The sequence below is a fragment of the Pannonibacter carbonis genome (assembly GCF_003012935.1).
GTDB lineage: Bacteria > Pseudomonadota > Alphaproteobacteria > Rhizobiales > Stappiaceae > Pannonibacter > Pannonibacter carbonis.
The window spans coordinates 41,804-64,931 of record NZ_PUDR01000005.1 but is presented as its reverse complement, the minus strand read 5'-3'; the positions used below and the strand labels follow the sequence as shown (position 1 = coordinate 64,931).

The following is a 23,128-nucleotide window of genomic DNA, read 5'->3' as shown; positions in this document are numbered from 1 at the left end:
TCAGGACCGGCCTGCGCGGGCAAGCCAGCTGATTCCCGGGGTGTTGCGAATTTCGTCTTGCAGGTTGTAAATTTACGTTGCGGCATATTTGTGTCTATGAGTGCGAACATACAAGGAACGATTTGATAATTCAGGATAAATATCAATTGTGTAAACGGGCTTGGCAAACGAGAACAAAAAAGGTACAAAAGCTGAGTTTGAAACGGCGAGTCCATCGTGGAATAAGGAGCCTCGCATATGTCCCAAAGTTCACTTCGCCTTGTAGAGAGCAGCCAGATGGACAAGACCAAAGCGCTCGACGCCGCGCTGTCGCAGATTGAACGGGCCTTCGGCAAGGGATCCATCATGCGGATGGGTGCTGGCCAGGTGGTCGAGGTGCAGACGGTATCGACCGGCTCGCTCGGGCTGGATATCGCCCTTGGCATCGGCGGCCTGCCCAAGGGCCGTATCGTCGAGATCTACGGACCGGAATCCTCGGGCAAGACGACGCTCGCCCTGCACACCATTGCCGAGGCCCAGAAGTCCGGCGGCATCTGCGCCTTCGTCGATGCCGAGCACGCGCTGGATCCGATCTATGCCCGCAAGCTTGGCGTCAATCTCGATGACCTGTTGATCTCGCAGCCTGATGCCGGCGAGCAGGCGCTGGAAATCGCCGACACGCTGGTCCGCTCCGGCGCCATCGAGGTTCTGGTCATCGATTCCGTGGCGGCCCTGACGCCGAAGGCGGAACTTGAAGGCGAGATGGGCGACAGCCTTCCAGGCATGCAGGCGCGCCTGATGAGCCAGGCGCTGCGCAAGCTGACGGCCTCGATCTCCAAGTCGAACTGCATGGTGATCTTCATCAACCAGATCCGCATGAAGATCGGCGTGATGTTCGGCTCACCCGAGACCACCACCGGCGGCAACGCGCTGAAGTTCTATGCCTCGGTCCGTCTCGACATCCGCCGCATCGGGTCGATCAAGGACCGCGAGGAAGTTGTCGGCAACCAGACCCGCGTCAAGGTGGTCAAGAACAAGCTCGCGCCTCCGTTCCGTCAGGTCGAATTCGACATCATCTACGGCGAAGGCGTTTCGAAATCCGGCGAGCTGGTGGATCTTGGCGTCAAGGCGGGCATCGTCGAGAAATCAGGTGCCTGGTTCTCCTACAACAGCCAGCGCCTTGGCCAGGGCCGCGAGAACGCCAAGCAGTTCCTGCGCGACAACCCGGCCGTTGCTGACGAGATCGAACTGGCAATCCGCCAGAATGCCGGCCTCCTGGCCGATGCGATCACGGTCGGCGACAGCGGCGACGACGACACGGACGAGTAAGCTCTGCCGTTCGCCGGCATGGCGGATGCGATCTTGCTGACTTTCAAGGCCCCGGGGTTCCTCTCCCGGGGTTTTTGCTTTTGACAAACTTAGGGTTTCGTCAGTTTGCCGTCATTCCGGACAAGGTGAGCGGTCAGCGAACCGCAGATCCGGGATCCAGGGCGTCTGTGCGAGCGGGAGCGAGCCCATAGTCAAGTCAACGCAGCAAACCTTTCGACTGACAGGTTTGTCGCGCTTCGCGCGGCTGATGTCTGGATCCCGGCTCGGCACTTCGCTAACGCTCAGCTGGGCCGGGATGACCGTGAGTAGGTTTGTCAGCAGTCTGAGCCCCGGGATTCGTCCCCGGGGCTTTTGCTTTGCCGGTATCCCGAGGGCCTCGCCGCTGGACACACAATGGGGTGAAAGATAAAAGGCTTTGAATTGCTTGCGCGGGCTGAGCCGGTGCAGCGTCTGCCGAGACGCCGCGCCCTGAGTTGCCTGCCGGCCCCGGAAAAGACAAGAGCGAGACCCAGATGAGCGGCGTAAACGAGATCAGATCAGCGTTTCTGGACTACTTTGCCAAGAACGATCACCAGGTGGTGGATTCCAGCCCCTTGGTGCCGCGCAATGATCCGACGCTGATGTTCACCAACGCCGGCATGGTGCAGTTCAAGAATGTCTTCACCGGCCTTGAAAAGCGCGACTATGCCCGCGCCGTCACGTCGCAGAAGGTCGTGCGCGCCGGCGGCAAGCACAATGACCTCGACAATGTCGGCTACACCGCGCGCCACCACACCTTCTTCGAGATGCTCGGCAATTTCTCCTTCGGCGACTATTTCAAGGAACGGGCCATCGAACTGGCCTGGAACCTGATCACCAAGGAATATGGCCTGCCGCAGCACCGCCTGACCGTCACTGTCTACTCCGAGGACGACGAGGCGCACGGGCTGTGGAAGAAGATTGCCGGCCTGAGCGACGACAAGATCATCCGTATCCCGACCGCCGACAATTTCTGGAGCATGGGGGACACCGGCCCCTGTGGTCCCTGCTCGGAAATCTTCTATGACCATGGCGACCACATCTGGGGTGGCCCTCCGGGATCGCCGGAAGAAAACGGTGATCGCTTCATCGAGATCTGGAACCTCGTGTTCATGCAGTATGAGCAGACGCCGGAAGGCCGTTTGGCGCTGCCGCGTCCATCGATCGACACCGGCATGGGCCTCGAGCGCATCGCCGCCGTGCTGCAGGGCGTGCACGACAATTACGACATCGACCTGTTCCGGGCGCTGATCTCCGCCTCGGTCAATGCCACGGGCGTCGAGGCGGAAGGCGCGGCCCGGTCCAGCCACCGGGTCATTGCCGACCACCTGCGCTCCTCCTGCTTCCTGATTGCGGATGGCGTGCTGCCGTCCAACGAAGGCCGTGGCTATGTGCTGCGCCGCATCATGCGCCGTGGCATGCGCCACGCCCATCTGCTGGGCGCGCGCGATCCGCTGTTGTGGAAGCTGGTGCCGGCGCTCATCCGCGAGATGGGCCGGGCCTATCCGGAACTGGTGCGCGCCGAGGCGCTGATCACCGAAACGCTCCGGCTGGAAGAAACCCGTTTCCGCAAGACGCTGGAACGCGGACTTGGTCTGCTCGACACCGCCACGGCGGATCTGACCGAAGGCGGCGAGCTGGATGGCGAGACCGCATTCAAGCTCTATGACACCTACGGCTTCCCGCTCGACCTGACCCAGGATGCCCTGCGCGCCCGTGGCATCGGCGTCGACACATCCGGCTTTGCCACGGCCATGGAACGGCAGAAGGCCGAGGCGCGTGCCGCCTGGTCGGGCTCGGGCGAAGCGGCAACGGACACCGTCTGGTTCGCGCTGAAGGAAAAGTGCGGAGCGACCGAGTTCCTCGGCTACGAGACCGAACAGGCCGAAGGCGCGATCCTTGCGCTCGTCAACGAAGGCAAGGAAGTGTCCGAGCTTGGCGCTGGCCAGAGCGGCTTTGTCATCGTCAACCAGACGCCATTCTATGCCGAATCGGGTGGTCAGGTCGGCGACACCGGTCTGCTGAAGGCCACCGGGATTCTTGCCCGGGTCACGGACACGATGAAGAAGGCCGATGGCCTGTTCATCCATGCGGTCACCGTCGAGGAAGGCAGCCTGACGGCCGGTCTTGCGGTTGATCTCGTCGTTGATCACGGCCGCCGCGGCCAGATCCGCGCCAACCACTCCGCCACGCACCTCATCCACGAGGCGCTGCGCGAAGTGCTCGGCACGCATGTGGCCCAGAAGGGATCGATGGTGACGTCTGACCGCCTTCGGTTCGACTTCTCCCATCCCAAGCCGATGTCTGATGAGGAACTGAAGGTCGTCGAGACCTATGCCAACCAGATCGTGCTGCAGAACGCGCCCGTCGACACGCGCCTGATGGCCGTCGACGACGCGATCGAGAGCGGTGCCATGGCGCTGTTCGGCGAGAAGTACGGCGAGGAAGTGCGCGTCGTCACCATGGGCACCGCGCTGCATGGGGCCAAGGCGGGCAAGTCCTATTCCGTCGAGCTTTGCGGCGGCACGCATGTGAAGCGCACTGGTGACATCGGCCTCGTCCGGCTGGTGGCTGAAGGCGCGGTCGCCGCAGGTGTCCGCCGCATCGAGGCGCTTACCGGTGAAGCGGCGCGGGCCTATCTCGACGAGCAGGACCAGCGCGTGCGCGACATTGCCGGTCTCCTGAAGGTTGGTGCCGGTGAGATCACCGCGCGCGTGGCGCAGCTGGTGGAAGACCGCCGCCGCATGGAAAAGGAACTGGCAGAAGCCAAGAAGCGTCTGGCAATGGGCGGTGCTGGCGGTGAAGGCTCGGCGGCTGCTGTCCGCCAGGCCGGCCGGTTCGCGCTGCTGGCACGGATCGTCGATGGCATCAATCCGAAGGACCTGAAGGGTCTGGCGGATGAGTCCATGGCTCAGGTCGGCTCCGGCGTCGTCGTGCTGATCAGCCGTTCGGAAGATGGCAAGGCCGCCATCGTGACGGCGGTTGCCAAGGATCTGACGACATCCGTCAGCGCCGTGGATCTGGTTCGCATCGGTGCGGAAGCCATGGGTGGCAAGGGCGGCGGCGGCCGTCCGGACATGGCCCAGGCCGGCGGCCCCGATGCGTCGCAGGCTGAGGCAGCTGTTACCGCAGTCGAGGCGCATCTGGCCGCGCTCTGAGGCGTCCCGGCCGGGCAAGACATTCGAAAGCCGCCGGTCATTCCGGCGGCTTTCCTGTTTTCAGCCTGGTTCGCGTTTGGCCAGCCAGGCATGTATGAGCGCCGGGTCGGTTTGTGGCCGGCAGATGTGATAGCCCTGCGCCATGTCACAGCCGATGGACCTTAGAAACGCCAGCTGCCCGGGCGTTTCCACCCCTTCCGCAACCACAGTCATGCCGAGGCCATGTGCCAGTTCCACCATCGCCCGGACGATGACACTGTCTTGCACGCAAGTCTCCACATTCATAATGAAGGACCGGTCGATCTTGATGCCGGTGACCGGGAACTGCTTGAGGTGGGTAAGCGAGGCGTAGCCGGTGCCGAAATCGTCCAGCGTCAGCCGGAACCCCATGTCGCGCAACACGTCCAGGGCCCTGCGGATCTGGTCAATCGACCGGTCGAGCAGCGTGTTTTCGGTGATTTCCAGTTCGATATGTTCCGGCTTCAATCCGTACCGTTCGAGGCATGTCTGCAGCATGTCGGGGAAGCCGGACGATTTCAGCTGGGTTGTGCCGAGGTTGACTGCGGCAAAGCCCGGATCCAGTCCTTCGCTGATCAATGCCGCCAGCTTGGTGCAAGTGCGGTTGAGCATGTTCTGTCCAAGGGCAAGGCCGAGGCCGGCATCCTCCGCCACCGCGACAAATTCAAATGGCGAGATCGCCTCGCCGTTCCTCGACCAGCGGGCAAGTGCCTCAAAGCCGACATGGGCGCCGCTGGCCACATCCATCAATGGCTGCAGCGCCGCGCGGATATCGCCGAGCATCAAGGCCTCGGCGAGGTCCTCGCGCAGCTGGCTGCGCCGGCGCAGGCGGTCTCCAAGGTCCTGGTTGAACAGCGTCCAGCCGTTGCGGCCGCTTTCCTTGGTTCGGTACAGCGCCGTATCTGCGCTCTTGAACAGTTCGGCGGCGGAGTTGCCGTCCCGGGGAAACAGGGCGATGCCCATGGATACGCCGGGGCGCAGGAGCCGACCCTGGATGTTGATCTCTTCGGTCAACGCCCGGTGCAGGTTGCTGGCGACGACCTCGCATGCTTCCTCCTGGGCAAAGCCGTTGGCCAGCACGGCAAATTCATCGCCTCCAAGGCGTGCAATCGTGTCGCCAGCCCGCAAGGAGGCCTTCAGCCGGTCCGCCATGATCCGAAGCACCTGATCGCCGGCCGCATGCCCAAGCGTATCGTTGATCGCCTTGAAGTGATCGATGTCCAGCATCAGCAGGGCGCCGCTACGATCTGCGATGCGCTGTCCCTTGAGAGCACTCTCGAGCGCGTTCAGCATCACGCCGCGATTGGCAAGGCCCGTGAGAGCGTCGGTTTCTGCCGTATGCCGGATTACCGCTTCGGCTTCCTTTAGGGCAGAGACATCTGTGCGGACCCCGACGACGTTGCCGGAGGCGGAGCGCCTTTCGCGCACATGCAGCCAGCGTCCGTTCGGCAATTGCTGGATGAGGGCGGTCTGTGCCGGATCCCGATGCGCAGCCAGCCGGCCCGCCAGCCATGCGTCATGTTGCTCGCCGGTTGTCCCGGCATCGACGTATTGGCCAGCGGCCAGGCCATAGCGCAGGATGTCCTCGAAGCGGGACCCGATCCGGATGGACGGGGCCGAGAGCTCATAGAGCTTGCGATAGGCGGCGTTGAACAGGATCAGCCGGTCGTCCCGGTCATAGGCGGCAATTGCATCGGGAATGGTCTCGATGACATCGTCGAGCAGGGCGCGGGCGTCTTCGGCCTCGCGCTGTGTAGCGATCCAGGGGTCGTTGTTGATGGCGAGCCCCAGTGCTCCGATGATCACCGCATTGTCGAACACGGGAACGATCGTCGTGTCGAAGTGGCTGACGCCATGCCGGGTTGCGATCTTGCGGGTATGGCGGACGACTTCGCCTGTCAATGCGCGCCGATGTGCCCTGACCCAATCGGCAGCCTGATCTGCCGGCATCCAGTCCTTGTCGGGTAGCTGACTGGAAAGATCGCCGAAACAGGCCCGATGCATCCGGTTCTGGTAGATATACTGACCCTCGCGATCAACCACCCAGGCCCCATGTGGCAAATCGTCCATTGCCTTGTAAATTTCAGCAGTGTCAGTTCTAAGTGAGTTAACTGCCATAGCGGAACCTGATGTAAATCGCTCAACATGAATGAAAACATTTACACCCAAGCTTCAACGACAAGTTAATCTAGAGATTATTTATGTAAATGATGGTCTCGTGTGTTGAGTTTGAAATATTTATACATATTGTCACGAACTGCAGCCGTGCGGGGTGGGAGTGCGGGGAAAGTTCTCGCACGGTCGGGCGAAAACCCCGAGGAGTGCAAATTATTTCAAGTGCTTGCGGTTCGTGGACCGGGTGGATCGTTTGGATCGGGTCGCGCCGGTTTGCAGGTTCAAGAGCTTGTTCGTATAAGGATTGAACATGCCGGAGCCCCGTAATGACATCGTTCAAGAAGCGTCTTTATCGCCTGCTCGAGGACGGACGGGAGAATGACCATGCGGCACGGCGCGTCACCCGCCTGCTGGTTGCCTTGGTATTGGTGACAGTCGCCATTTCCGTTCTGGAAACAGTTCCGGCCATCCAGGCATCCTGGGGGCGGCATTTGTCGGACGTTCAACTGGGGCTGGGCTTTGTCTTCCTTGCCGAGTATCTCTGCCGGCTCCTGGTCGCGGACCTGCATCCACCGCTGCGCCGCTATGGTCCGGTCGGGTCCCGGTTGCGATATGCCCTGCAGCCGATGGCGATCATCGACCTGCTGGCGATCCTGCCCCTGCTGCTGGTGTTTGTCCTGCCGGTGACGGCCTTGCCGGCGCTTGCGGTGCTGCGGCTGCTGCGGTTTCTCAAGCTGCTGCGCTACTCCCCGGCGCTGCGCTCCCTGGCGGCGGCCATGGCGGGAGAAAAGCGTGCCCTGGCAGCGAGTTTCCTGATTGTTTGCGGCGTCATTCTGGTGGCCTCGACCCTGATGTATCTCGTCGAGCATGACGAGCAGCCGGACGTCTTTGGCAGCATTCCCCTGGCCGCCTGGTGGGCCGTCACCACGGCAACGACCACCGGCTATGGTGATGTTGTTCCCTCGACAGCGCTTGGCAAGATGATCGCAGGTCTCGTCATGATGACCGGCTATGCCCTGCTGGCGCTTCCGGTCGGCATCATCGCCTCCGCCTTCGCCCGCGAAGTGCACAGCCGCGATTTCGTGGTCACCTGGTCCATGGTGTCCCGCGTTCCCCTCTTCGAGGACCTGAAGGCGGGGGAAGTCGCTGAAGTTGCAAAGCTGCTCCGGTCCCATGTCGTGACCGCCGGCGAGCTGATTGCCGAACGCGGCGAGGCTGCGCATTGCATGTATTTCGTCGCCTCGGGCGAGGTGGAAGTGACCATGCCCTCCGGAATTGTCCAGCTGGGCGAGGGGGCGTATTTCGGGGAGATGGCGTTGTTGCGGCAGCGCCGCCACCTGGCAACAGTCCGGGCGGTCGAGCGGACACAGCTTCTGGTGCTGGATGCCGCATCGCTCAAGCATCTGATGCGGCAGAACCCCGAGCTTGCCCGCCGGATCCAGAACGAAGCACAGGCTCGTGAGGCGTGGGCGCGGCAAGGAGGTGGCGACCTGACCGAAGAGGAATTGCACCAGCCCGAAGCGCTGGATCTTCCTCCACCCCATTCGGTTCACGTCAAGGATGAGCGACCGGCTTGACCCGGTCCGGCTCATCTTTCGACGCAGTCAGACGCCGTTATTGCGGTATGAGACCGGCGGGCAGCTGTTCATAGAGCGGCTGGCCATACCAGAACGCATCCGTCGGGCCGATGGCGAAGTCGATGATGTTCCAGCGGCCATTCGCCTGGCGCAGCAGGGCATAGAGGCTGGCGTCACCACTGAGTTCGGCCAGATCCGCCAGCATCGTCTGGCTGAGGTCGATCGCCTTGCCGCCCGGGCGTTGTGGCAGCAGGATGACGAAGGCCCAGCCATTGGCCACCTGCATCCGTTCCACGACGAATTCAACCGGAGCGCCGAGCCGGGCTTCCATCATCGGCCGGACGGCATCGTTGATCGCGGCCCGCTCGGCGCTGCCACGCGGGGGCTCATAGGCGCCTGCGGCAAGAGACGGCTCTGCAAAGGCAAGGGTCAGCGCAAGGCTTGCTGCGGCAATCAGGCTGGTTTTCCGGAACATGGCCATCCTCGAATCAAGCTGAGACACTAGCGGTGACGATAGCCGTTGTCTCCCTGTTCCGGAATGCCGGCGCGGCGGCTGGGCGCGAAACTTACGGGGTGGAGTTGGTGGGCACTGTGCCCGTCATCCTGGCCCTGCAAGCTATGGCAAAAGGCCAGACCGAGATCGACGGGGGAGGACAGCTTGCCGGTAGAATCTTTTTCCGGAAGCGGTGCAGCATACAACCCCTCTCCCCCCTTGAGGGGGAGATGCCCCCGGAAGGGGGCAGAGGGGGGTATTCTGCCTCTCCATACCGACCTGAGTTGGTTTGTGTTGCAACGCCGTTCCCCCCCTCTGTCTGCTGACGCAGACATCTCCCCCTCAAGGGGGGAGAGGGGGGCGGTTGCACGTCAACAGATCCCGGCAGACTGCTGACAATCCCTCCGTCGTCTTCTCGGGCGCAGCGGAGCGGAGACCCGGGACCGGTGAGTTAAAGGCTCTCCCGGGATAACGCATTGAAAGATAGAGGCTTCGGCTCTCCGGTCCCGGCTCGGCGCTTGGCCGGGATGACTACGGTGAGGTCAAGGTTTGTCATCAAGCAAAAAGGCGCGACTTGGGGGCCGCGCCTTGAGATGTGTCATTGGTGGAAAGGCAGCCCTCAGGCGCCCATCGCCTTCTTCAGGTTCTCGTCGATCTTGTCGAGGAAGCCGGTGGTGGTCATCCAGCCCTGATCCGGGCCGACCAAGAGGGCGAGGTCCTTGGTCATGAAGCCGGATTCGACCGTGTCGATGCAGACTTTTTCCAGCATCAGGGCGAAGTTCAGGAGTGCATCGTTGCTGTCCAGCTTGGCGCGGTGGGCAAGACCGCGCGTCCAGGCGAAGATCGAGGCGATCGGGTTGGTCGAGGTCTGCTCGCCTCGCTGATGCTGGCGGTAGTGGCGCGTGACGGTGCCATGGGCAGCTTCCGCCTCCACGGTCTGGCCATCCGGCGTCATCAGCACCGAGGTCATGAGGCCGAGCGAGCCGAAGCCCTGCGCGACGATGTCGGACTGCACGTCGCCGTCATAGTTCTTGCAGGCCCAGACATAGCCGCCCGACCACTTGATCGCCGAAGCGACCATGTCGTCGATCAGGCGGTGTTCGTACCAGATCTTCTTGGCCTCGTAGGCTGCCTTGAATTCCCGGTCGAAGACCTCCTGGAACAGGTCCTTGAAGCGGCCGTCGTAGGCCTTGAGGATCGTGTTCTTGGTCGACAGGTAGCAGGGCACGCCGCGCTGCAGGGCGTAGTTGAACGAGGCGCGGGCGAAGTCGATGATCGAATCGTCGAGGTTGTACATCGCCATGGCGACGCCGGCGGACGGGGCGTCATAGACGTCATGCTCGATCACGGTGCCGTCGTCGCCGACAAACGTGATGGTCAGCTTGCCCTTGCCCGGGAACTTGAAATCGGTGGCGCGGTACTGGTCACCGAAGGCGTGGCGGCCGACGATGATCGGCTGGGTCCAGCCCGGCACCAGCCGGGGCACGTTGCTCATGATGATCGGCTCGCGGAAGATCACGCCGCCGAGGATGTTGCGGATGGTGCCGTTCGGGCTCTTCCACATCTTCTTCAGGCCAAACTCGGCCACGCGCGCCTCATCGGGGGTGATGGTCGCGCATTTGACGCCGACGCCGTGCTTCTTGATCGCATGGGCTGCGTCGATGGTGATCTGGTCGTCCGTCTCGTCGCGCTTCTGGATCGACAGGTCGTAATAGTCGAGGGTCAGGTCCAGATACGGAAAGATCAGCTTGTCCTTGATGAACTGCCAGATGATGCGGGTCATCTCGTCGCCGTCGATATCGACGACGGGGTTCGCTACCTTGATCTTTGCCATGGGGGGAGACCTCGTTTAGGGATGAAGGATTGTGTGCGGCTGTATACGATTTTGCTGGCTGTCAGGCAAGCGCTACCGCGCAACAGGACTTTGCCGGAAGTTTGGCTCACAGGGAAGGGTAGGGCAGAAACATGACGCTTGCCGTCTGCACAACGACCGAAAGTCGTGAAGAAGCGCAAAAAATTGCCCGGGCCTGTGTCGAGGCGCGGCTGGCGGCCTGCGTCCACATTGACGAGATCGCCAGCATCTATGTTTGGCAGGGCGACGTGCAGGAAGGGCGTGAGTTCCGCCTGACGATGAAGACGACGACCGAGGCCTATCCCGCGCTTGAAGCGCGGATCCGGCAGCTGCACTCGTATGACCTGCCGGCGATCTACGCCTTTGAGGTGGTTCGGGGTAGTGAGGACTATCTGGACTGGGTGCGGGGGGAAGTTGATCCCAAAAAGTGATGGGTCGTTGAATTGTACAGAATTCTGTGCATATTATTCAGCCCAATGAGGAGCCTTGTCATGGACGTCATCACCTATACCGATGCTCGCGCGTCCTTGAAGGACGTGATGGACCGGGTCATCCATGACCGCGTCGAGGTGATCGTCACCCGCAAGAAGCGGGAGGCCGTCGTGATCATGTCGCTCGACGAGTTCAATGCGATCCAGGAAACGCTGCATCTGCAGAAGAGCCCGGAGAACGCGCGGCGGCTGCAGGCTTCGATTGCCCAGTTGACAGCCGGTGAGGGCAAGGAGCACGAGATCGACCTGTGAAGCTCGTCTTTTCCGATCATGCCTGGGACGATTATCTCTGGTGGCAGTCACCCGGACGGGAAAAGGGGCTCGAACGGGTCAACATCTTGATCCTTTCAACCCGCAGGCAACCCTTTTCCGGCATCGGCAAGCCCGAACCGCTCAAGGGCGACCTCACGGGCTGGTGGTCGCGCCGCATCACGGATGATCACCGCTTCGTCTATCGGGTCAGCGGCAAGGCTGATGCGCACAGCCTCGAGATCGCGCAGCTGCGCTATCATTATTGAGGGCGTGAAACCGACCGCGGCGACGCGGGACATGCCACGCCTTTCCTCGTTCCGCAGTCATCCATTCACGGGCAAAGCAAGCTTTTGCCTGCACCCGCAGCCGAATCCCGCGCCGTCCCGGCCTTGTGCCGGGACCTGTTGTTCATGCACGGCCCATCACAGGTCCCGGCTCAAGGCCGGGACAGCGCGGAGAGGGGGAAAGGCGGTGTTCAAAGAGGGCCGCCCGCTGTCTTGCGATTGTTGTCGCAGAACACATGACGACGCGTCGAGGCCTTGCCGTATGCGCCCTCTCCCCCCTTGAGGGGGAGATGCCCCCGGAGGGGGCAGAGGGGGGTATCGGATTGTCGTCGCTGCCGGCGTTGGTCCTGCGCGGAGGCGCAGCCACCCCCCTCTGTCTGCTGACGCAGACATCTCCCCCTCAAGGGGGGAGAGGGGCCCCTGTCGACCGCCGAGCACATTCAGTGCCGCAGCGAGCGTGCCAAACAAAAAAGGCGGCCCGTGGGACCGCCCTCGATGTTGATGACAAACCTCGCCCTTACCGAAGTCATCCCGGCCAAGCGTAGCGCCGAGCCGGGACCGGAGAGTCGAGGCGTCAATGTTTCGGTCAGTGAACCCCAGAGAGACCTTGGCTCTCCTGTCCCGGATCTCCGCTTCGCTGCGTCCGGGATGACCATAGAGGGTTTGTCATCAGTAAAAAGGGCGGCCCGTAGGACCGCCCTTTTCCGTTTCAACAGCAGACGAGCATGTCAGCCGATGATGGCGTTCAGCGTGGCGCTCGGGCGCAGGGCGGCGGTGACCTTGGCGGCCGGGGCGTGGTAGTAGCCGCCGAGATCGACGGGCTTGCCCTGCACGGCGTTCAGCTCAGTGACGATCTTGGTCTCGTTCTCGGTCAGCGCCTTGGCGATCGGGGCGAAGTGCGCCTGCAGCTCGGCGTCCTTGTCCTGTGCGGCAAGGTTCTGCGCCCAGTAGAGGGCGATGTAGAAGTGGCTGCCGCGGTTGTCGAGCTGGCCGACCTTGCGCTGCGGCGACTTGTCGTTGTCGAGCAGCTTCTCGATGGCCCCGTCCAGCGTGTCGGCCAGAACCTGAGCCTTGGCGTTGGACTTGACGTTGGCCAGATGCTCCAGCGAGGCACCAAGGGCGCAGAATTCGCCGAGCGAATCCCAGCGCAGGTAGTTCTCTTCCATCAGCTGCTGCACATGCTTGGGCGCAGAGCCGCCGGCGCCGGTCTCGAACAGGCCGCCGCCGTTCATGAGCGGAACGATGGAGAGCATCTTGGCCGAGGTGCCGACTTCCAGGATCGGATAGAGGTCCGTCAGGTAGTCGCGCAGCACGTTGCCGGTGATGGAAATGGTGTCGAGACCCTTGGCGATGCGCTCGGTCGAATAGCGGGCAGCCTCGCTCGGCGACATGATCTGCAGGTCCAGACCCGAGGTGTCGTGCTCCGGCAGATAGGCTTCCACCTTCTTGATCAGCTCCGCATCATGGGCGCGGGCCTTGTCGAGCCAGAACACGCCCGGCATGCCGGAGAGGCGGGCGCGGCTGACGCCGAGCTTCACCCAGTCGCGGATCGGGGCGTCCTTGGTGAGGCAGGCGCGCCAGATGTCGCCGGCCTCGACCTCATGCGCGATCAGCGTGGTGCCGGCCGCGTCGACAATGCGGATGGTGCCGTCGCTGGCGGCCTTGAAGGTCTGCGGATGCGAGCCGTATTCCTCGGCCTTCTGCGCCATCAGGCCAACGTTCGGCACGGTGCCCATCTTGGACGGGTCAAGCGCGCCGTTCTTCTTGCAGAACTCGATGACCGCGTCATAGACGCCGGCATAGGACGAGTCCGGGATCACGCACTTGGTGTCGTGTTCCTTGCCGTCCGGACCCCAGCACTTGCCGCCGGCGCGGATGAGGGCCGGCATGGAGGCATCGATGATGACGTCGGACGAGACATGCAGGTTGGTGATGCCCTTGTCCGAGTTCACCATGTAGAGCGCCGGGCCGGCGTCGAGCGCGGCCTTCAGATCGGCCTGCAGGTCGGCAGCGTTCGGCAGGGCGGCAATCTTGGCTTCCAGATCGCCAAGGCCCAGATCCGGGTTGACGCCGGCGGCTGCGAGCGTGGCGCCGTGCTTGGCGAAGAAGTCCTTCAGGAACACCTTGACCACATGGCCGAAGATGATCGGGTCGGAGACCTTCATCATCGTCGCCTTGAGGTGGACGGAGAACAGGATGCCCTGCGCCTTGGCGTCGGCGATCTCGGCGGCGAGGAAGGCGTCGAGCGCCTTGGCGCTCAGGAACGTGCCGTCGAGCACGTCACCGGCGTCAAGCTTCAGGTTGTTCTTGAGAACGGTGACGGTGCCGTCCTTGGCCACGTGCTCGATCCTGGCGGTACCGGCGGAGCTGGCCGCGATGGTGACCGACTTCTCGTTGGCGGCGAAGTCGTTCTTGCCCATGGTGGCGACATGGGTCTTGGAGGTCGGCGCCCAGGCGCCCATCGAATGGGGGTTCTTCTTGGCGAATTCCTTCACGGCCTTGGGCGCGCGGCGGTCGGAGTTGCCTTCGCGCAGCACCGGGTTCACGGCCGAGCCCTTGATGGCGTCATAAATCGCCTTGACGGCCTTTTCCTCGTCCGTGGCCGGTGCGTCCGGGTAGGAGGGGATGGCATAGCCCTGGGCCTGCAGTTCCTTGATCGCGGCGTTCAGCTGCGGCTGCGATGCGGAGATGTTCGGCAGCTTGATGACGTTCGCATCCGGCTCGATCACCAGGCGGCCGAGTTCGGCCAGGTCGTCCGGCTGCTTCTGCGCGTCGGTCAGGTACTGCGGCAGGTTGGCCAGGATGCGGCCGGCCAGCGAGATGTCCTTGGTGCCGATGGTGATACCGGCCGGCTTGGCAAAGGCCTTGATGATCGGCAGCAGCGAGGCGCTGGCCAGTTCAGGGGCTTCGTCGACCTTGGTGTAAATGATGTCGGCCATGTCGTGTGCTTCCTGGAACGTGAGGACGGATCGTCAGTTGTGCGGGCGCTCGGCCCGGATTCTCAATCGAGAACTCGTATACAGTTGTGCGCAATATTTGCGAAGGCGCAGCCGCAACATTTTGCAGGGTGTTCTAGCAAACAGGGGGGAAAAGGCAATCAACCGAAAGCCGCAGGCCAGACCGCAAGCCGGGTCGCGCTTCGCAAATGCGTCAGGATCACGAAGGCCGGCGACGTCTGCCGCCGGCCGGCATACGAGAATTACTCGGCGGTCGCGCGGGCGGCGAGGCCAATGGCGATATAGCTCCAGCCGTTGAACAGGATGGAGATGCCGGCCATCAGGCCGAGGGCCCAGTCTGCCGACGCGGGCAGTTCCGCCCAGATCATGCCGCCGGCAGCGAGCGAGACGACACCGGCGATCAGCACCCAAACCCAGCCGGCATGGGGCCGCAGGCGGAGGGCAAAGACGACCTGCGAAATGCCCTGTGCCACAAAGACGGCGGCGACAACCAGCGTGAGGGCCAGCGTTCCGGCGAGCGGGTTGGTGTAGATGATGATGCCGCCAGCCAGGGCGATGGCACCGGTGATCAGCGACCACAGGAAACCGGCCCAGCCCTGAACCTTGAACGACTGATAGATCTGGATCGCCCCACCGATGACCAGCACGGCTGCAATGAACAGCGTCACTGCGATCGACGCGGCCAGCGGTGCGGCGATGATCACGAGCCCGCCCAGCACAAGGATGACCCCGAGGGCAACAAACCAGCCCCAGTTTTCCCGCACGCGGGCCGCGATGGATTCGAGGTCTTGGTCATGGCTCATTGATCTTGCTCCGTCTTTCACCTTTTCGGGCTGCATGTGCGACCCGGTCGGATCCACCATGAGTTGCGAGACGTTACATCCTCGTGAAAATTGTCAAGACAAGCCCCTGATTTCGCCATTGGTAACTGTAATGGCCAGATGGACCTGCCAGGCCAGGCATCCTGGATCGCTACTTCAAGTCTGCGGAATCGATCCCGAGTGCGGTGACGGCCCCGACCTGGTTGACGATGGCGCACCAGATCCGACCGGTCGGAAAACGGGCGCAGCCTGGATCATGGGCGATCTTGCCGGGTAGTTGCTTCAGGGCCTTCCAGTTTCCAGGGGCCGCCCGGCGCGTCGCGGTGATCTCATTTGATGAATTGCGGAAGAACACATAATAGTCGCCCTGGACGGGCGAAGCACGAAACACCTCCGGCCTTGTGATCATCGCTTGCTTCAGGGTTTCGATCTGGGGCGAGGCTCCGATAGCGGCCGCGCTTGCGTTCTCGAAGAATTCGAAGCTTTTTGTGTCGCGGTTCCGCATGAGGCAAGGCACCGGCGAAACATTCATGTCAGAGCAGGACGGGGCCGTATCGTAGAAGCGGTCTTGCGCGGTCATCTGCCAGGGCCGGTCACTGCGCCACTCCCAAAGGCGGTTGTCGCGTCCGATCGCATAGATGAAGAGAGCCTGCTGCCCAAACATGTCCAGTCGGATGACGTCCGGATCAGACAGGACTTTAGCGCCCGTGCTTGTAAACCCGGCCCACTTGCCCGACTTGATGTCGTAAGATGTGTACTGCACCGAGTCATCGGCCCATCGAACGGCGCAGACGACCGATCCAAGGCCGTTGTTGGCACATGCCGGTGCGCCCTTGAGCGAGCCGCCGATACGGGCCCAGCCGTACCACTCTCCCATTCCGTTGCCGGCCTGCCACCACAAGGCGTTGTCCTGGCCGCGAATGAAGATTGCTACCCTTTGCGAGCTGCCGCTTCCCCAGACCACGACGGCTGCCCGCGATGTTGCGACACCGCCGAGCGGTTTGAACTCGAGTGCAAGTGCCGGCTGAGCCGACAGGAATGCAATAACAATCAGCGACATGAACAAGCGCGGGAGTTCCCTCGCCATAGCTGCAAGTGACGCCATGTTGACCGCGCTCCTGGATTAGTGGCTGCTTTGTTTGCCGTTACGGAAGCAAGGTGCTCCGTCTTGTTCCGGGCGTCAATCAGCGCCGTCGGATTTGTCCTTGCAGCAGCGCTTGTGGCTCTTTGGCCGAAGAGCTGGAGTTTGCCGCAAACATCCGCTAAATCCCGCAGATCATGACACGAAACGCAAACATCCGCGATGAAGCCCTGACCGTCGACGTCCGTCCGCCGGCAGTGATCCTGTGCGAGCCGCAGCTGGGCGAAAACATCGGCACCGCCGCCCGCGCCATGGCCAATTTTGGCCTGACCGATCTGCGCATCGTCAATCCGCGCGATGGCTGGCCGAGCGAGAAGGCCCGGGCTGCGGCCTCGCGCGCAGACCATGTCATCGACAAGGTCCAGGTCTTTGACAGCCTCGAGGCGGCCATCGCTGACCTGACCTTCGTCTATGCCACCACAGCGCGCTCACGCGAGGTCGCCAAGCCCGTGCAGGGGCCCGACGAGGCAGCGGCCAAGGTCACCGGCCTTGGCGCGCAGGGGCTTGCCACCGGCTATATCTTCGGGCGCGAGCGCTGGGGCCTCAACAACGAGGAAGTCGCGCTGGCTGACGCTATTGTCACCCTGCCGGTCGATCCGAATTTTGCCTCGCTCAACATCGCCCAGGCGGTGCTGGTCTGCGCCTATGAGTGGCGCAAGACGGCAACCAACGGTGCCCTGCCTTTCGTGCTCGACACGGAGGCCAATCCGCCGGTGCAGAAGGACGATCTGCTGCGCTTCTTCGAGCATCTGGAGGGGGCCCTCGACCGGGTCACCTTCTTCCGTCCGGTGGAACGGCGGCCGCATATCGTGCGCAACATCCGCAACATCTTCCAGAAGGCCGAGCTGACCGATCAGGAAGTGAAGACCCTGCGCGGCATCATCGCCGCGCTGGAAGGCCGGCCGACACGTCCGCGCAAGGATCAGGACGCTGCCGCGACCGAGCCGCAGACGGAGACACCAGACCAATGAGCCGGCCCGTCCTCCTGTTCGATTCCGGTATCGGCGGGTTGACGGTCCTGCGCGAGGCGCGCGTGCTCATGCCGGAGCGCAGTTTCGTCTATGTCGCCGATGATGCCGGCTTTCCCTATGGCGGCTGGGAAGAAGAGGCGCTGAAGGCGCGGCTTCTGTCGCTGTTCAAGGACCTCCTGCACAGGTTCGATCCGGAGGTGGCGGTGGTGGCCTGCAACACCGCCTTCACGCTGGCAGGTGCCGATCTGCGGGCTGCTTTTCCCGGCACGGTCTTTGTCGGCACGGTGCCGGCGATCAAGCCGGCGGCGGAACGCACCCGCTCGGGCCTTATCTCCGTGCTGGCAACGCCTGGCACGGTCAAGCGGGCCTATACCCGGGACCTGATCCAGTCTTTCGCCAGCCAATGCCATGTGCAGCTCGTCGGCTCGCCGAAGCTCGCCAGCATGGCGGAGGCTTATATTCGCGGCGAGACGCTGACCGACGACGATGTCCGGGCCGAGTTTTCCGGCTGCTTCCAGGAGCGGGAAGGCGCACGCACCGACATCGTCGTTCTGGCCTGCACCCATTATCCGTTCCTGGTGAATGTGTTCCGCCGTCTCGCGCCCTGGCCGGTCGACTGGCTCGATCCGGCAGAGGCAATTGCCCGGCAGGCGCGCCGGTTGGTGCCAGCGCTGGACCGGCTCAAGGCCGATTCCCGTCCGGACCGTGTCGTGTTCACCTCCGATGCGCCGGATTTTGCCACCCGGCGCCTGGTCCAGGGCTTTGGTCTGTCGCCCCTGGTTTAGAAAATGGCCGGATTTCCGGCTTTTTTCGTGCGGAGGCCATGTCCGCGCGTTTGACAATCCCGGTCGTCTCGTCTATTGACCCGCGATCCGTACGGGGCTTGCCCTGTCGGTCCACGCACCCGTGGGGATTTTCCAGCCGGCGCAGTTCAGCTGGACCCCTGTCGATCAGATCGCTTTGGCAAATGTCGAGGCGGATCCGATAAAGGAGGGCGCGTTTCCTTAAAAAACGAGCCAAACGACAAAGGAAACAGCGATGTCGAAGCGCCACAGCGTTAAGTACAAGATCGACCGCCGCATGGGCGAAAACATCTGGGGTCGCCCGAAGAGCCCGGTCAACAAGCGTGAATACGGCCCGGGCCAGCACGGTCAGCGCCGCAAGGGCAAGATGTCCGACTTCGGCGTGCAGCTGCGCGCCAAGCAGAAGCTCAAGGGCTACTACGGCAACATCTCTGAGAAGCAGTTCCACAAGACCTACGTCGAAGCGTCGCGCATGAAGGGTGACAGCTCCGAGAACCTGATTGGTCTGCTGGAGCGCCGTCTCGACGCGATTGTCTACCGCGCCAAGCTGGTCCCGACCGTCTTCGCAGCCCGTCAGTTCGTCAACCATGGCCACGTCAAGGTCAATGGCAAGCGCGTCACCATCGGCAGCTACCGTTGCCGTCCGGGCGACCTCATCGAGGTCCGCGACCGCTCCAAGCAGATGGCCCTGGTCATCGAGGCGACCCAGTCGTCCGAGCGTGACGTTCCGGAGTACCTGGAAGTCGACCACGGCAAGATGACCGTCAAGCTGAACCGCGTCCCGGCCTTCAACGAAGTGCCGTACCCGGTCCAGATGGAACCGAACCTGATCGTCGAATTCTATTCGCGCTGATCGGTCTGGTCCTCAGACTTACGGAAAGGCCGGGCAATCGCCCGGCCTTTTTGCGTTCGGATTACAGTTCGGGGGGCGGCAGGGCGTTGACGATGCGTGTCAGGCCTTCGGCATAGCCCTCACGCAGTTGCGTCAGATAGGCATCGCCCTCGTCGAAGGAGCGAAGCCGCTGCGCCTCCAATGATCCATTCTCATAAAGCAGCAGATCGATCGGTGCCCCGACCGACAGGTTGGAGCGCATGGTCGCGTCGAAGGACAGCAACGTCAGCTTGGCTGCTTCCTCAAGGCTGGTGTCATGCCGCAGCAGTCGGTCGAGGATCGGCTTGCCGTATTTGGTCTCGCCGATCTGCAGGAAAGGCGTGCGTTCCGAGGCTTCCATGAAATTGCCGGCGGAATAGATCTGGAACAGCCGTCGATCCTCGCCACGGATCTGGCCGCCGAGCAGAAACGAGGCGGAGGGGTCACCATAGGGATGCACGAAGCTGGCTTCCCGCGCCAGCACGTCCCGCAGGCAGTCACCGATCTTCTGGGCTGCATCGAAGAGGGATCCGGACAGGGCGAGGTCTCGTTGCATGTCGCCGGTGCCATAGGCCTGGCGCAGCGCCGAGATGACCGCCTGGGTGGTTGCAAGGTTGCCGGCAGACAACACGGTCATCAGGCGCTCGTCCGGCGTTGCAAAGATGGCCAGCTTCGAAACTGTCGCGATCTGGTCCACGCCGGCATTGGTGCGCGAATCGGACGCCAGAAGCAGGCCGCGCTCTAGGAGAATGCCAAGGCAATAAGTCATGTCGAATTGCTCGCGACTTTGAAAACCACTGCTTACCATCTCGCATGGAAATGACCTCAAGCCTAACAGGGTGGCGAAATTCATGCTGAAACCCTCTTGTGTCACTGGTTTCAGTAAGGTGCAGGTAATAATTCTGACGCAGGGTTATTTCATAAACACCGCGCGTGTGTGTGCGGAAAAACTGCCAGAGGTCATACAGAATGAAGAAAATCCTGCTCTCCGCGATCGCTCTTGTTTGCTTTGTAGGTTCGTCGAACGCAGCGGAAATCACGCTCACGACGGAAGATTACAAGCCTTACAACTTCATGGAAGGTGACAAGATTGCCGGTATCGGCGCAGATCAGGTGTTTGAGCTGATGAAGCGCGCCGACGTGCCTTACAAGGCCGAAATGATGCAGTGGTCCCGCGCCATCGGTCTGGCTGAGAAGGATGCCAACACCTGCGTCTTTACCGCCTCGCACAGCGCCGAACGTGACAAGCGCTTTGCCTGGGTCGAGCCGCTGTTCGTTGATCGCACCCTGCTGATCCGCAAGGCCGGTTCGTCGATTGCTCCGGCGAATGTTGACGAGGCCAAGTCTTACAGCATCGGCACACAGGCCAAGGATTACACCGAGGATCTTCTAAAGACCTCCGGGTTCCCAAAGATTGATCCGGCCAACAACCTGGAGCAGACCCTGAAGAAGCTCGACGCCGGGCGCGTTGACCTGGTCGCTGTGTCCGGCTCCTATTTCGACAGCCTGAAAAAGACAGGGGCGCCGGTCGAGGAGGCCTTTGTTCTCAACGAGACGACCCTGTCGATGGCCTGCAATCTGGGCACCGATGCCGCTGCCCTCGACAAGATGCGCGGTGCCCTGAAGTCGATGATTGACGACGGCACCCAGGCCGCAATCGTTGCCAAATACCAGTAAGGCCGTCTGACTTTCACTTGCCTGACTTCCATCTGCAGTCTCCCAAGACTCCCCTCAACTGGCCGCCCCACCGGGCGGCCTTTCTTTTTCGCCCAACTCCTGCCCACCGCGCCCTTTACAAAGCCGGAGTGGGGCGGCATAGCAGCCTCAAATACCGGGCCGCGACAGCCGCGCCGGATCAGGACCGAGACCCGACATGACCACTGCACCCGAAAGCCAGATGCTGGAGGCGGAGGAAGCCATCGATGCCGATTGCCCGGCGATGCTGCGCGCCGCGCCGTCATCCGTCGAGTTCAAGAAGCTGCGCAAACGGCTGCTGCGTGAGGTGCGCCAGGCCATCGATGACTACGGCATGGTGTCGCCGGATGCGCATCTGAAGCGCCCCAGATGGCTGGTCTGCCTGTCGGGCGGCAAGGACAGCTACACGTTGCTCGCCGTGTTGATGGACCTGAAGTGGCGCGGGTTGCTGCCGGTAGATCTGCTGGCCTGCAATCTCGATCAGGCGCAGCCTGGTTTCCCGCCCGAGATATTGCCGGCCTTCTTCGAGAAGAACGGCATCGAGAACCTCATCGTGCGTGAGGATACCTATTCCATCGTCACGTCGAAGATCCCGGCGCACAAGACCTATTGCTCGCTGTGCTCACGCTTGCGCCGCGGCATTCTCTACCGTATCGCGCGGGAGCAGGGCTGCGAGGCCATCGTGCTGGGGCATCACCGCGAGGATATCCTCGAGACCTTCTTCATGAACCTGTTCCACGGCGGGCGACTGGCATCAATGCCGCCGAAGCTGGTGAATGACGAGGGGGATATCCTGGTGTTGCGGCCGCTTGCCTATTGCGCGGAAAGCGATGTGGCGAAGTACGCCGCCGGCATGCAGTTCCCGATCATTCCCTGCAATCTCTGCGGCTCGCAGGATGGTCTGCAGCGCGAAGAGGTCAAGCGCATGCTGATGGACTGGGAACGTGCGTCTCCGGGCCGTCTCGGCGTCATGGCGCGGGCGCTGGCCCATACGCGGCCGTCGCATTTACTTGACAGGTCGCTGTTCGACTTTCCGGCTGTCCGGCCCGATGCTGCCAATGGCAAGGCGTCCCGGGAAGCGGAGGAGCCCTGCGGCGCCGGCTTGGCGATGGCCGCGAATTTGTTCGGCGATCTGTAACGGCTCAGGATCCCGACCGGCCCTTGAAACCGCCAACAGGCGTGTTGCGCACGAGGATAACGAGACCCTCGTTGCTTGGGGAGGCATCGGATGCGGCCAGGCCGCCATGCGGACGGCACAGATCATCTGCCGAAGCCCGGTTCGCGGACACGAACAGCGTGAGTTTGGCGCAATTGATCCGCGTCAGTTCTTCGTCCTTGATGATCTTCGGAGTGTTAGCCAGTGCGACGGCACCCAGTGCAGCGACTGAGGTTGCGCAAGCGATAAAACGGATGGTCTTCAGCATGGTCCCCGCTCCCTGTTGCCCGGCCTCATGGCCGGCTTCCGGTACGGAGAATGGCGGTACACGACTGTACTGACCTTGAACCCGGCATTCACCTGATGTTCAGGTTAGACGAGTCGGCAAAATTTGCCTACCGGGCATGAATAGACCGGCCGCGCAGGGCACGACCGGTCCACAAGTTTCTGCCCTTACGGCATCAAGCCGTGGTGACGCCCTTTTCGGCGAACGCGGCCTGCAGTTCCTGGTTCTGGAACATCTCGCGCACGATGTCGCAGCCGCCGACGAACTCACCCTTGATGTAGAGCTGCGGAATGGTCGGCCAGTTTGCGTAGTCCTTGATGCCCTGGCGCAGGTCCGCGTCCTCGAGAACGTTGATGCCCTTGTAGGGCACGCCGAGGTAGTCGAGGATCTGGACGACCTGACCGGAGAAGCCGCACTGCGGAAAATTCGGCGTGCCCTTCATGAACAGCACAACGTCGTTGCTCTCGACTTCGTTCTTGATCCAGTCCTGAATGCTCATCGCTTGGTCCTCGTCTCCATGGGCCGCTTCAAGGGGCCTGGAACAATGTCTGCAGGGGCTTTTGTCGTCTTGCTCAATCCGGCGCGTTGGTCTGAAGGGCGAGGGCGTGCAAGGTGCCGCCCATGTTGCCCTTCAGCGCCTGGTAGACCATCTGATGCTGCTGCACGCGGCTCTTGCCCCGGAAGGCTTCCGAGACGACGTTTGCAGCATAGTGGTCACCGTCACCAGCCAGATCGCGCACCTCGATCGTGGCATCTGGCAGGGCAGCCTTGATCAGGGTGATGATTTCATTCGCGTCCATCGGCATCGGTCTGGCCCTCTTCCCTTTGACTTCCCGCCCGGGCGGCACATCTCCGCCCGCG

The 23,128-nt window shown here is 62.4% G+C and carries 21 protein-coding genes; 11 read left to right on the top strand and 10 right to left on the bottom strand.

Annotation, left to right across the window (positions count from 1 at the left end):
• Window positions 1-237 precede the first annotated feature (237 nt).
• Together recA and alaS are read left to right on the top strand one after the other, a co-directional pair.
• Window positions 238-1,308 carry a recombinase RecA gene (gene recA, locus C8348_RS08675; RefSeq protein ID WP_106752933.1) on the top strand — a complete coding sequence of 357 codons (1,071 nt, stop codon included), beginning with the start codon at window positions 238-240 and terminating at the stop codon, window positions 1,306-1,308.
• Window positions 1,309-1,820: 512 nt separating this feature from the next.
• Complete coding sequence (gene alaS / locus C8348_RS08670) at window positions 1,821-4,484, top strand: alanine--tRNA ligase (RefSeq protein ID WP_106752932.1); 2,664 nt, start codon at window positions 1,821-1,823, stop codon at window positions 4,482-4,484.
• Window positions 4,485-4,544: 60 nt separating this feature from the next.
• Here alaS and C8348_RS08665 read toward each other — a convergent pair whose 3' ends face one another.
• Window positions 4,545-6,572 carry a putative bifunctional diguanylate cyclase/phosphodiesterase gene (locus tag C8348_RS08665; RefSeq protein WP_198646981.1) on the bottom strand — a complete coding sequence of 676 codons (2,028 nt, stop codon included), beginning with the start codon at window positions 6,570-6,572 and terminating at the stop codon, window positions 4,545-4,547.
• Between the two features lie 371 nt (window positions 6,573-6,943).
• Between C8348_RS08665 and C8348_RS08660 the strand changes: the two genes are divergently transcribed.
• A complete protein-coding gene (locus C8348_RS08660) occupies window positions 6,944-8,194 on the top strand; it encodes a cyclic nucleotide-gated ion channel (protein ID WP_106752930.1) in 1,251 nt (416 codons plus the stop codon).
• 37 nt (window positions 8,195-8,231) lie between these two features.
• Here the strand turns inward: C8348_RS08660 and C8348_RS08655 are convergent, their stop codons facing one another.
• A complete protein-coding gene (locus C8348_RS08655; protein WP_208983662.1) occupies window positions 8,232-8,669 on the bottom strand; it encodes a hypothetical protein in 438 nt (145 codons plus the stop codon).
• A 637-nt stretch (window positions 8,670-9,306) separates the two neighbouring features.
• Window positions 9,307-10,521, bottom strand: coding sequence for an NADP-dependent isocitrate dehydrogenase (locus tag C8348_RS08645; RefSeq protein WP_106752928.1), 1,215 nt, complete (start codon window positions 10,519-10,521; stop codon window positions 9,307-9,309).
• A gap of 131 nt (window positions 10,522-10,652) precedes the next feature.
• Between C8348_RS08645 and cutA the strand changes: the two genes are divergently transcribed.
• From cutA to C8348_RS08630, 3 genes are read left to right on the top strand one after another with little or no spacing between them, the layout of a single operon-like run.
• Window positions 10,653-10,970, top strand: coding sequence for a divalent-cation tolerance protein CutA (cutA, locus tag C8348_RS08640; protein ID WP_106752927.1), 318 nt, complete (start codon window positions 10,653-10,655; stop codon window positions 10,968-10,970).
• A 60-nt stretch (window positions 10,971-11,030) separates the two neighbouring features.
• Window positions 11,031-11,282, top strand: a complete 252-nt coding sequence (locus C8348_RS08635) for a type II toxin-antitoxin system Phd/YefM family antitoxin (RefSeq protein WP_106752926.1) — start codon at window positions 11,031-11,033, stop codon at window positions 11,280-11,282.
• Complete coding sequence (locus C8348_RS08630) at window positions 11,279-11,548, top strand: Txe/YoeB family addiction module toxin (RefSeq protein WP_106752925.1); 270 nt, start codon at window positions 11,279-11,281, stop codon at window positions 11,546-11,548. Before C8348_RS08635 ends, C8348_RS08630 begins: the two co-directional genes overlap by 4 nt.
• Before the next feature lie 746 nt (window positions 11,549-12,294).
• Here the strand turns inward: C8348_RS08630 and C8348_RS08625 are convergent.
• From C8348_RS08625 to C8348_RS08615, 3 genes are all read right to left on the bottom strand, one after another.
• Window positions 12,295-14,505, bottom strand: coding sequence for an NADP-dependent isocitrate dehydrogenase (locus C8348_RS08625; protein ID WP_106752924.1), 2,211 nt, complete (start codon window positions 14,503-14,505; stop codon window positions 12,295-12,297).
• Between the two features lie 260 nt (window positions 14,506-14,765).
• Entirely contained in the window at window positions 14,766-15,326 is a 561-nt protein-coding gene (locus C8348_RS08620) for an HdeD family acid-resistance protein (protein WP_106752923.1), read from the bottom strand.
• 169 nt (window positions 15,327-15,495) lie between these two features.
• The gene (locus C8348_RS08615; protein ID WP_157950409.1) at window positions 15,496-16,449 is read right to left on the bottom strand and encodes a DUF8189 domain-containing protein; all 954 of its coding nucleotides are present in this window, start codon (window positions 16,447-16,449) and stop codon (window positions 15,496-15,498) included.
• A 173-nt stretch (window positions 16,450-16,622) separates the two neighbouring features.
• Here C8348_RS08615 and C8348_RS08610 point away from each other — a divergent pair, with 173 nt between their 5' ends.
• The 3 genes from C8348_RS08610 to rpsD all read left to right on the top strand — a co-directional run bounded on the left by C8348_RS08610 (window position 16,623) and on the right by rpsD (window position 19,112).
• Complete coding sequence (locus tag C8348_RS08610; RefSeq protein ID WP_106752921.1) at window positions 16,623-17,456, top strand: RNA methyltransferase; 834 nt, start codon at window positions 16,623-16,625, stop codon at window positions 17,454-17,456.
• The gene (gene murI, locus C8348_RS08605) at window positions 17,453-18,241 is read left to right on the top strand and encodes a glutamate racemase (RefSeq protein WP_106752920.1); all 789 of its coding nucleotides are present in this window, start codon (window positions 17,453-17,455) and stop codon (window positions 18,239-18,241) included. Before C8348_RS08610 ends, murI begins: the two co-directional genes overlap by 4 nt.
• Window positions 18,242-18,494: 253 nt before the next feature.
• Window positions 18,495-19,112 (top strand): 30S ribosomal protein S4, encoded by a 618-nt coding sequence (rpsD, locus tag C8348_RS08600; protein WP_106752919.1) that lies wholly within the window; start codon window positions 18,495-18,497, stop codon window positions 19,110-19,112.
• Window positions 19,113-19,173: 61 nt separating this feature from the next.
• On the opposite strand, the gene C8348_RS08595 is transcribed toward rpsD, so the two are convergent.
• A complete protein-coding gene (locus tag C8348_RS08595; RefSeq protein WP_106752918.1) occupies window positions 19,174-19,899 on the bottom strand; it encodes a proteasome-type protease in 726 nt (241 codons plus the stop codon).
• A 200-nt stretch (window positions 19,900-20,099) separates the two neighbouring features.
• On the opposite strand from C8348_RS08595, the gene C8348_RS08590 reads away from it, so the two are divergent.
• Together C8348_RS08590 and ttcA are read left to right on the top strand one after the other, a co-directional pair.
• A complete protein-coding gene (locus C8348_RS08590; RefSeq protein ID WP_106752917.1) occupies window positions 20,100-20,807 on the top strand; it encodes a substrate-binding periplasmic protein in 708 nt (235 codons plus the stop codon).
• 196 nt (window positions 20,808-21,003) lie between these two features.
• Window positions 21,004-21,963, top strand: coding sequence for a tRNA 2-thiocytidine(32) synthetase TtcA (gene ttcA / locus C8348_RS08585; protein ID WP_208983660.1), 960 nt, complete (start codon window positions 21,004-21,006; stop codon window positions 21,961-21,963).
• Window positions 21,964-21,967: 4 nt separating this feature from the next.
• Here the strand turns inward: ttcA and C8348_RS08580 are convergent, their stop codons facing one another.
• The 3 genes from C8348_RS08580 to C8348_RS08570 all read right to left on the bottom strand — a co-directional run bounded on the left by C8348_RS08580 (window position 21,968) and on the right by C8348_RS08570 (window position 23,073).
• Window positions 21,968-22,249 (bottom strand): antitermination protein, encoded by a 282-nt coding sequence (locus tag C8348_RS08580; RefSeq protein ID WP_106752916.1) that lies wholly within the window; start codon window positions 22,247-22,249, stop codon window positions 21,968-21,970.
• A 193-nt stretch (window positions 22,250-22,442) separates the two neighbouring features.
• On the bottom strand, window positions 22,443-22,766 hold the full coding sequence (grxD, locus tag C8348_RS08575) for a Grx4 family monothiol glutaredoxin (RefSeq protein WP_106752915.1): 324 nt from the start codon (window positions 22,764-22,766) through the stop codon (window positions 22,443-22,445).
• Window positions 22,767-22,839: 73 nt separating this feature from the next.
• Window positions 22,840-23,073 (bottom strand): BolA family protein, encoded by a 234-nt coding sequence (locus C8348_RS08570; RefSeq protein ID WP_106752914.1) that lies wholly within the window; start codon window positions 23,071-23,073, stop codon window positions 22,840-22,842.
• Window positions 23,074-23,128: the final 55 nt, after the last annotated feature.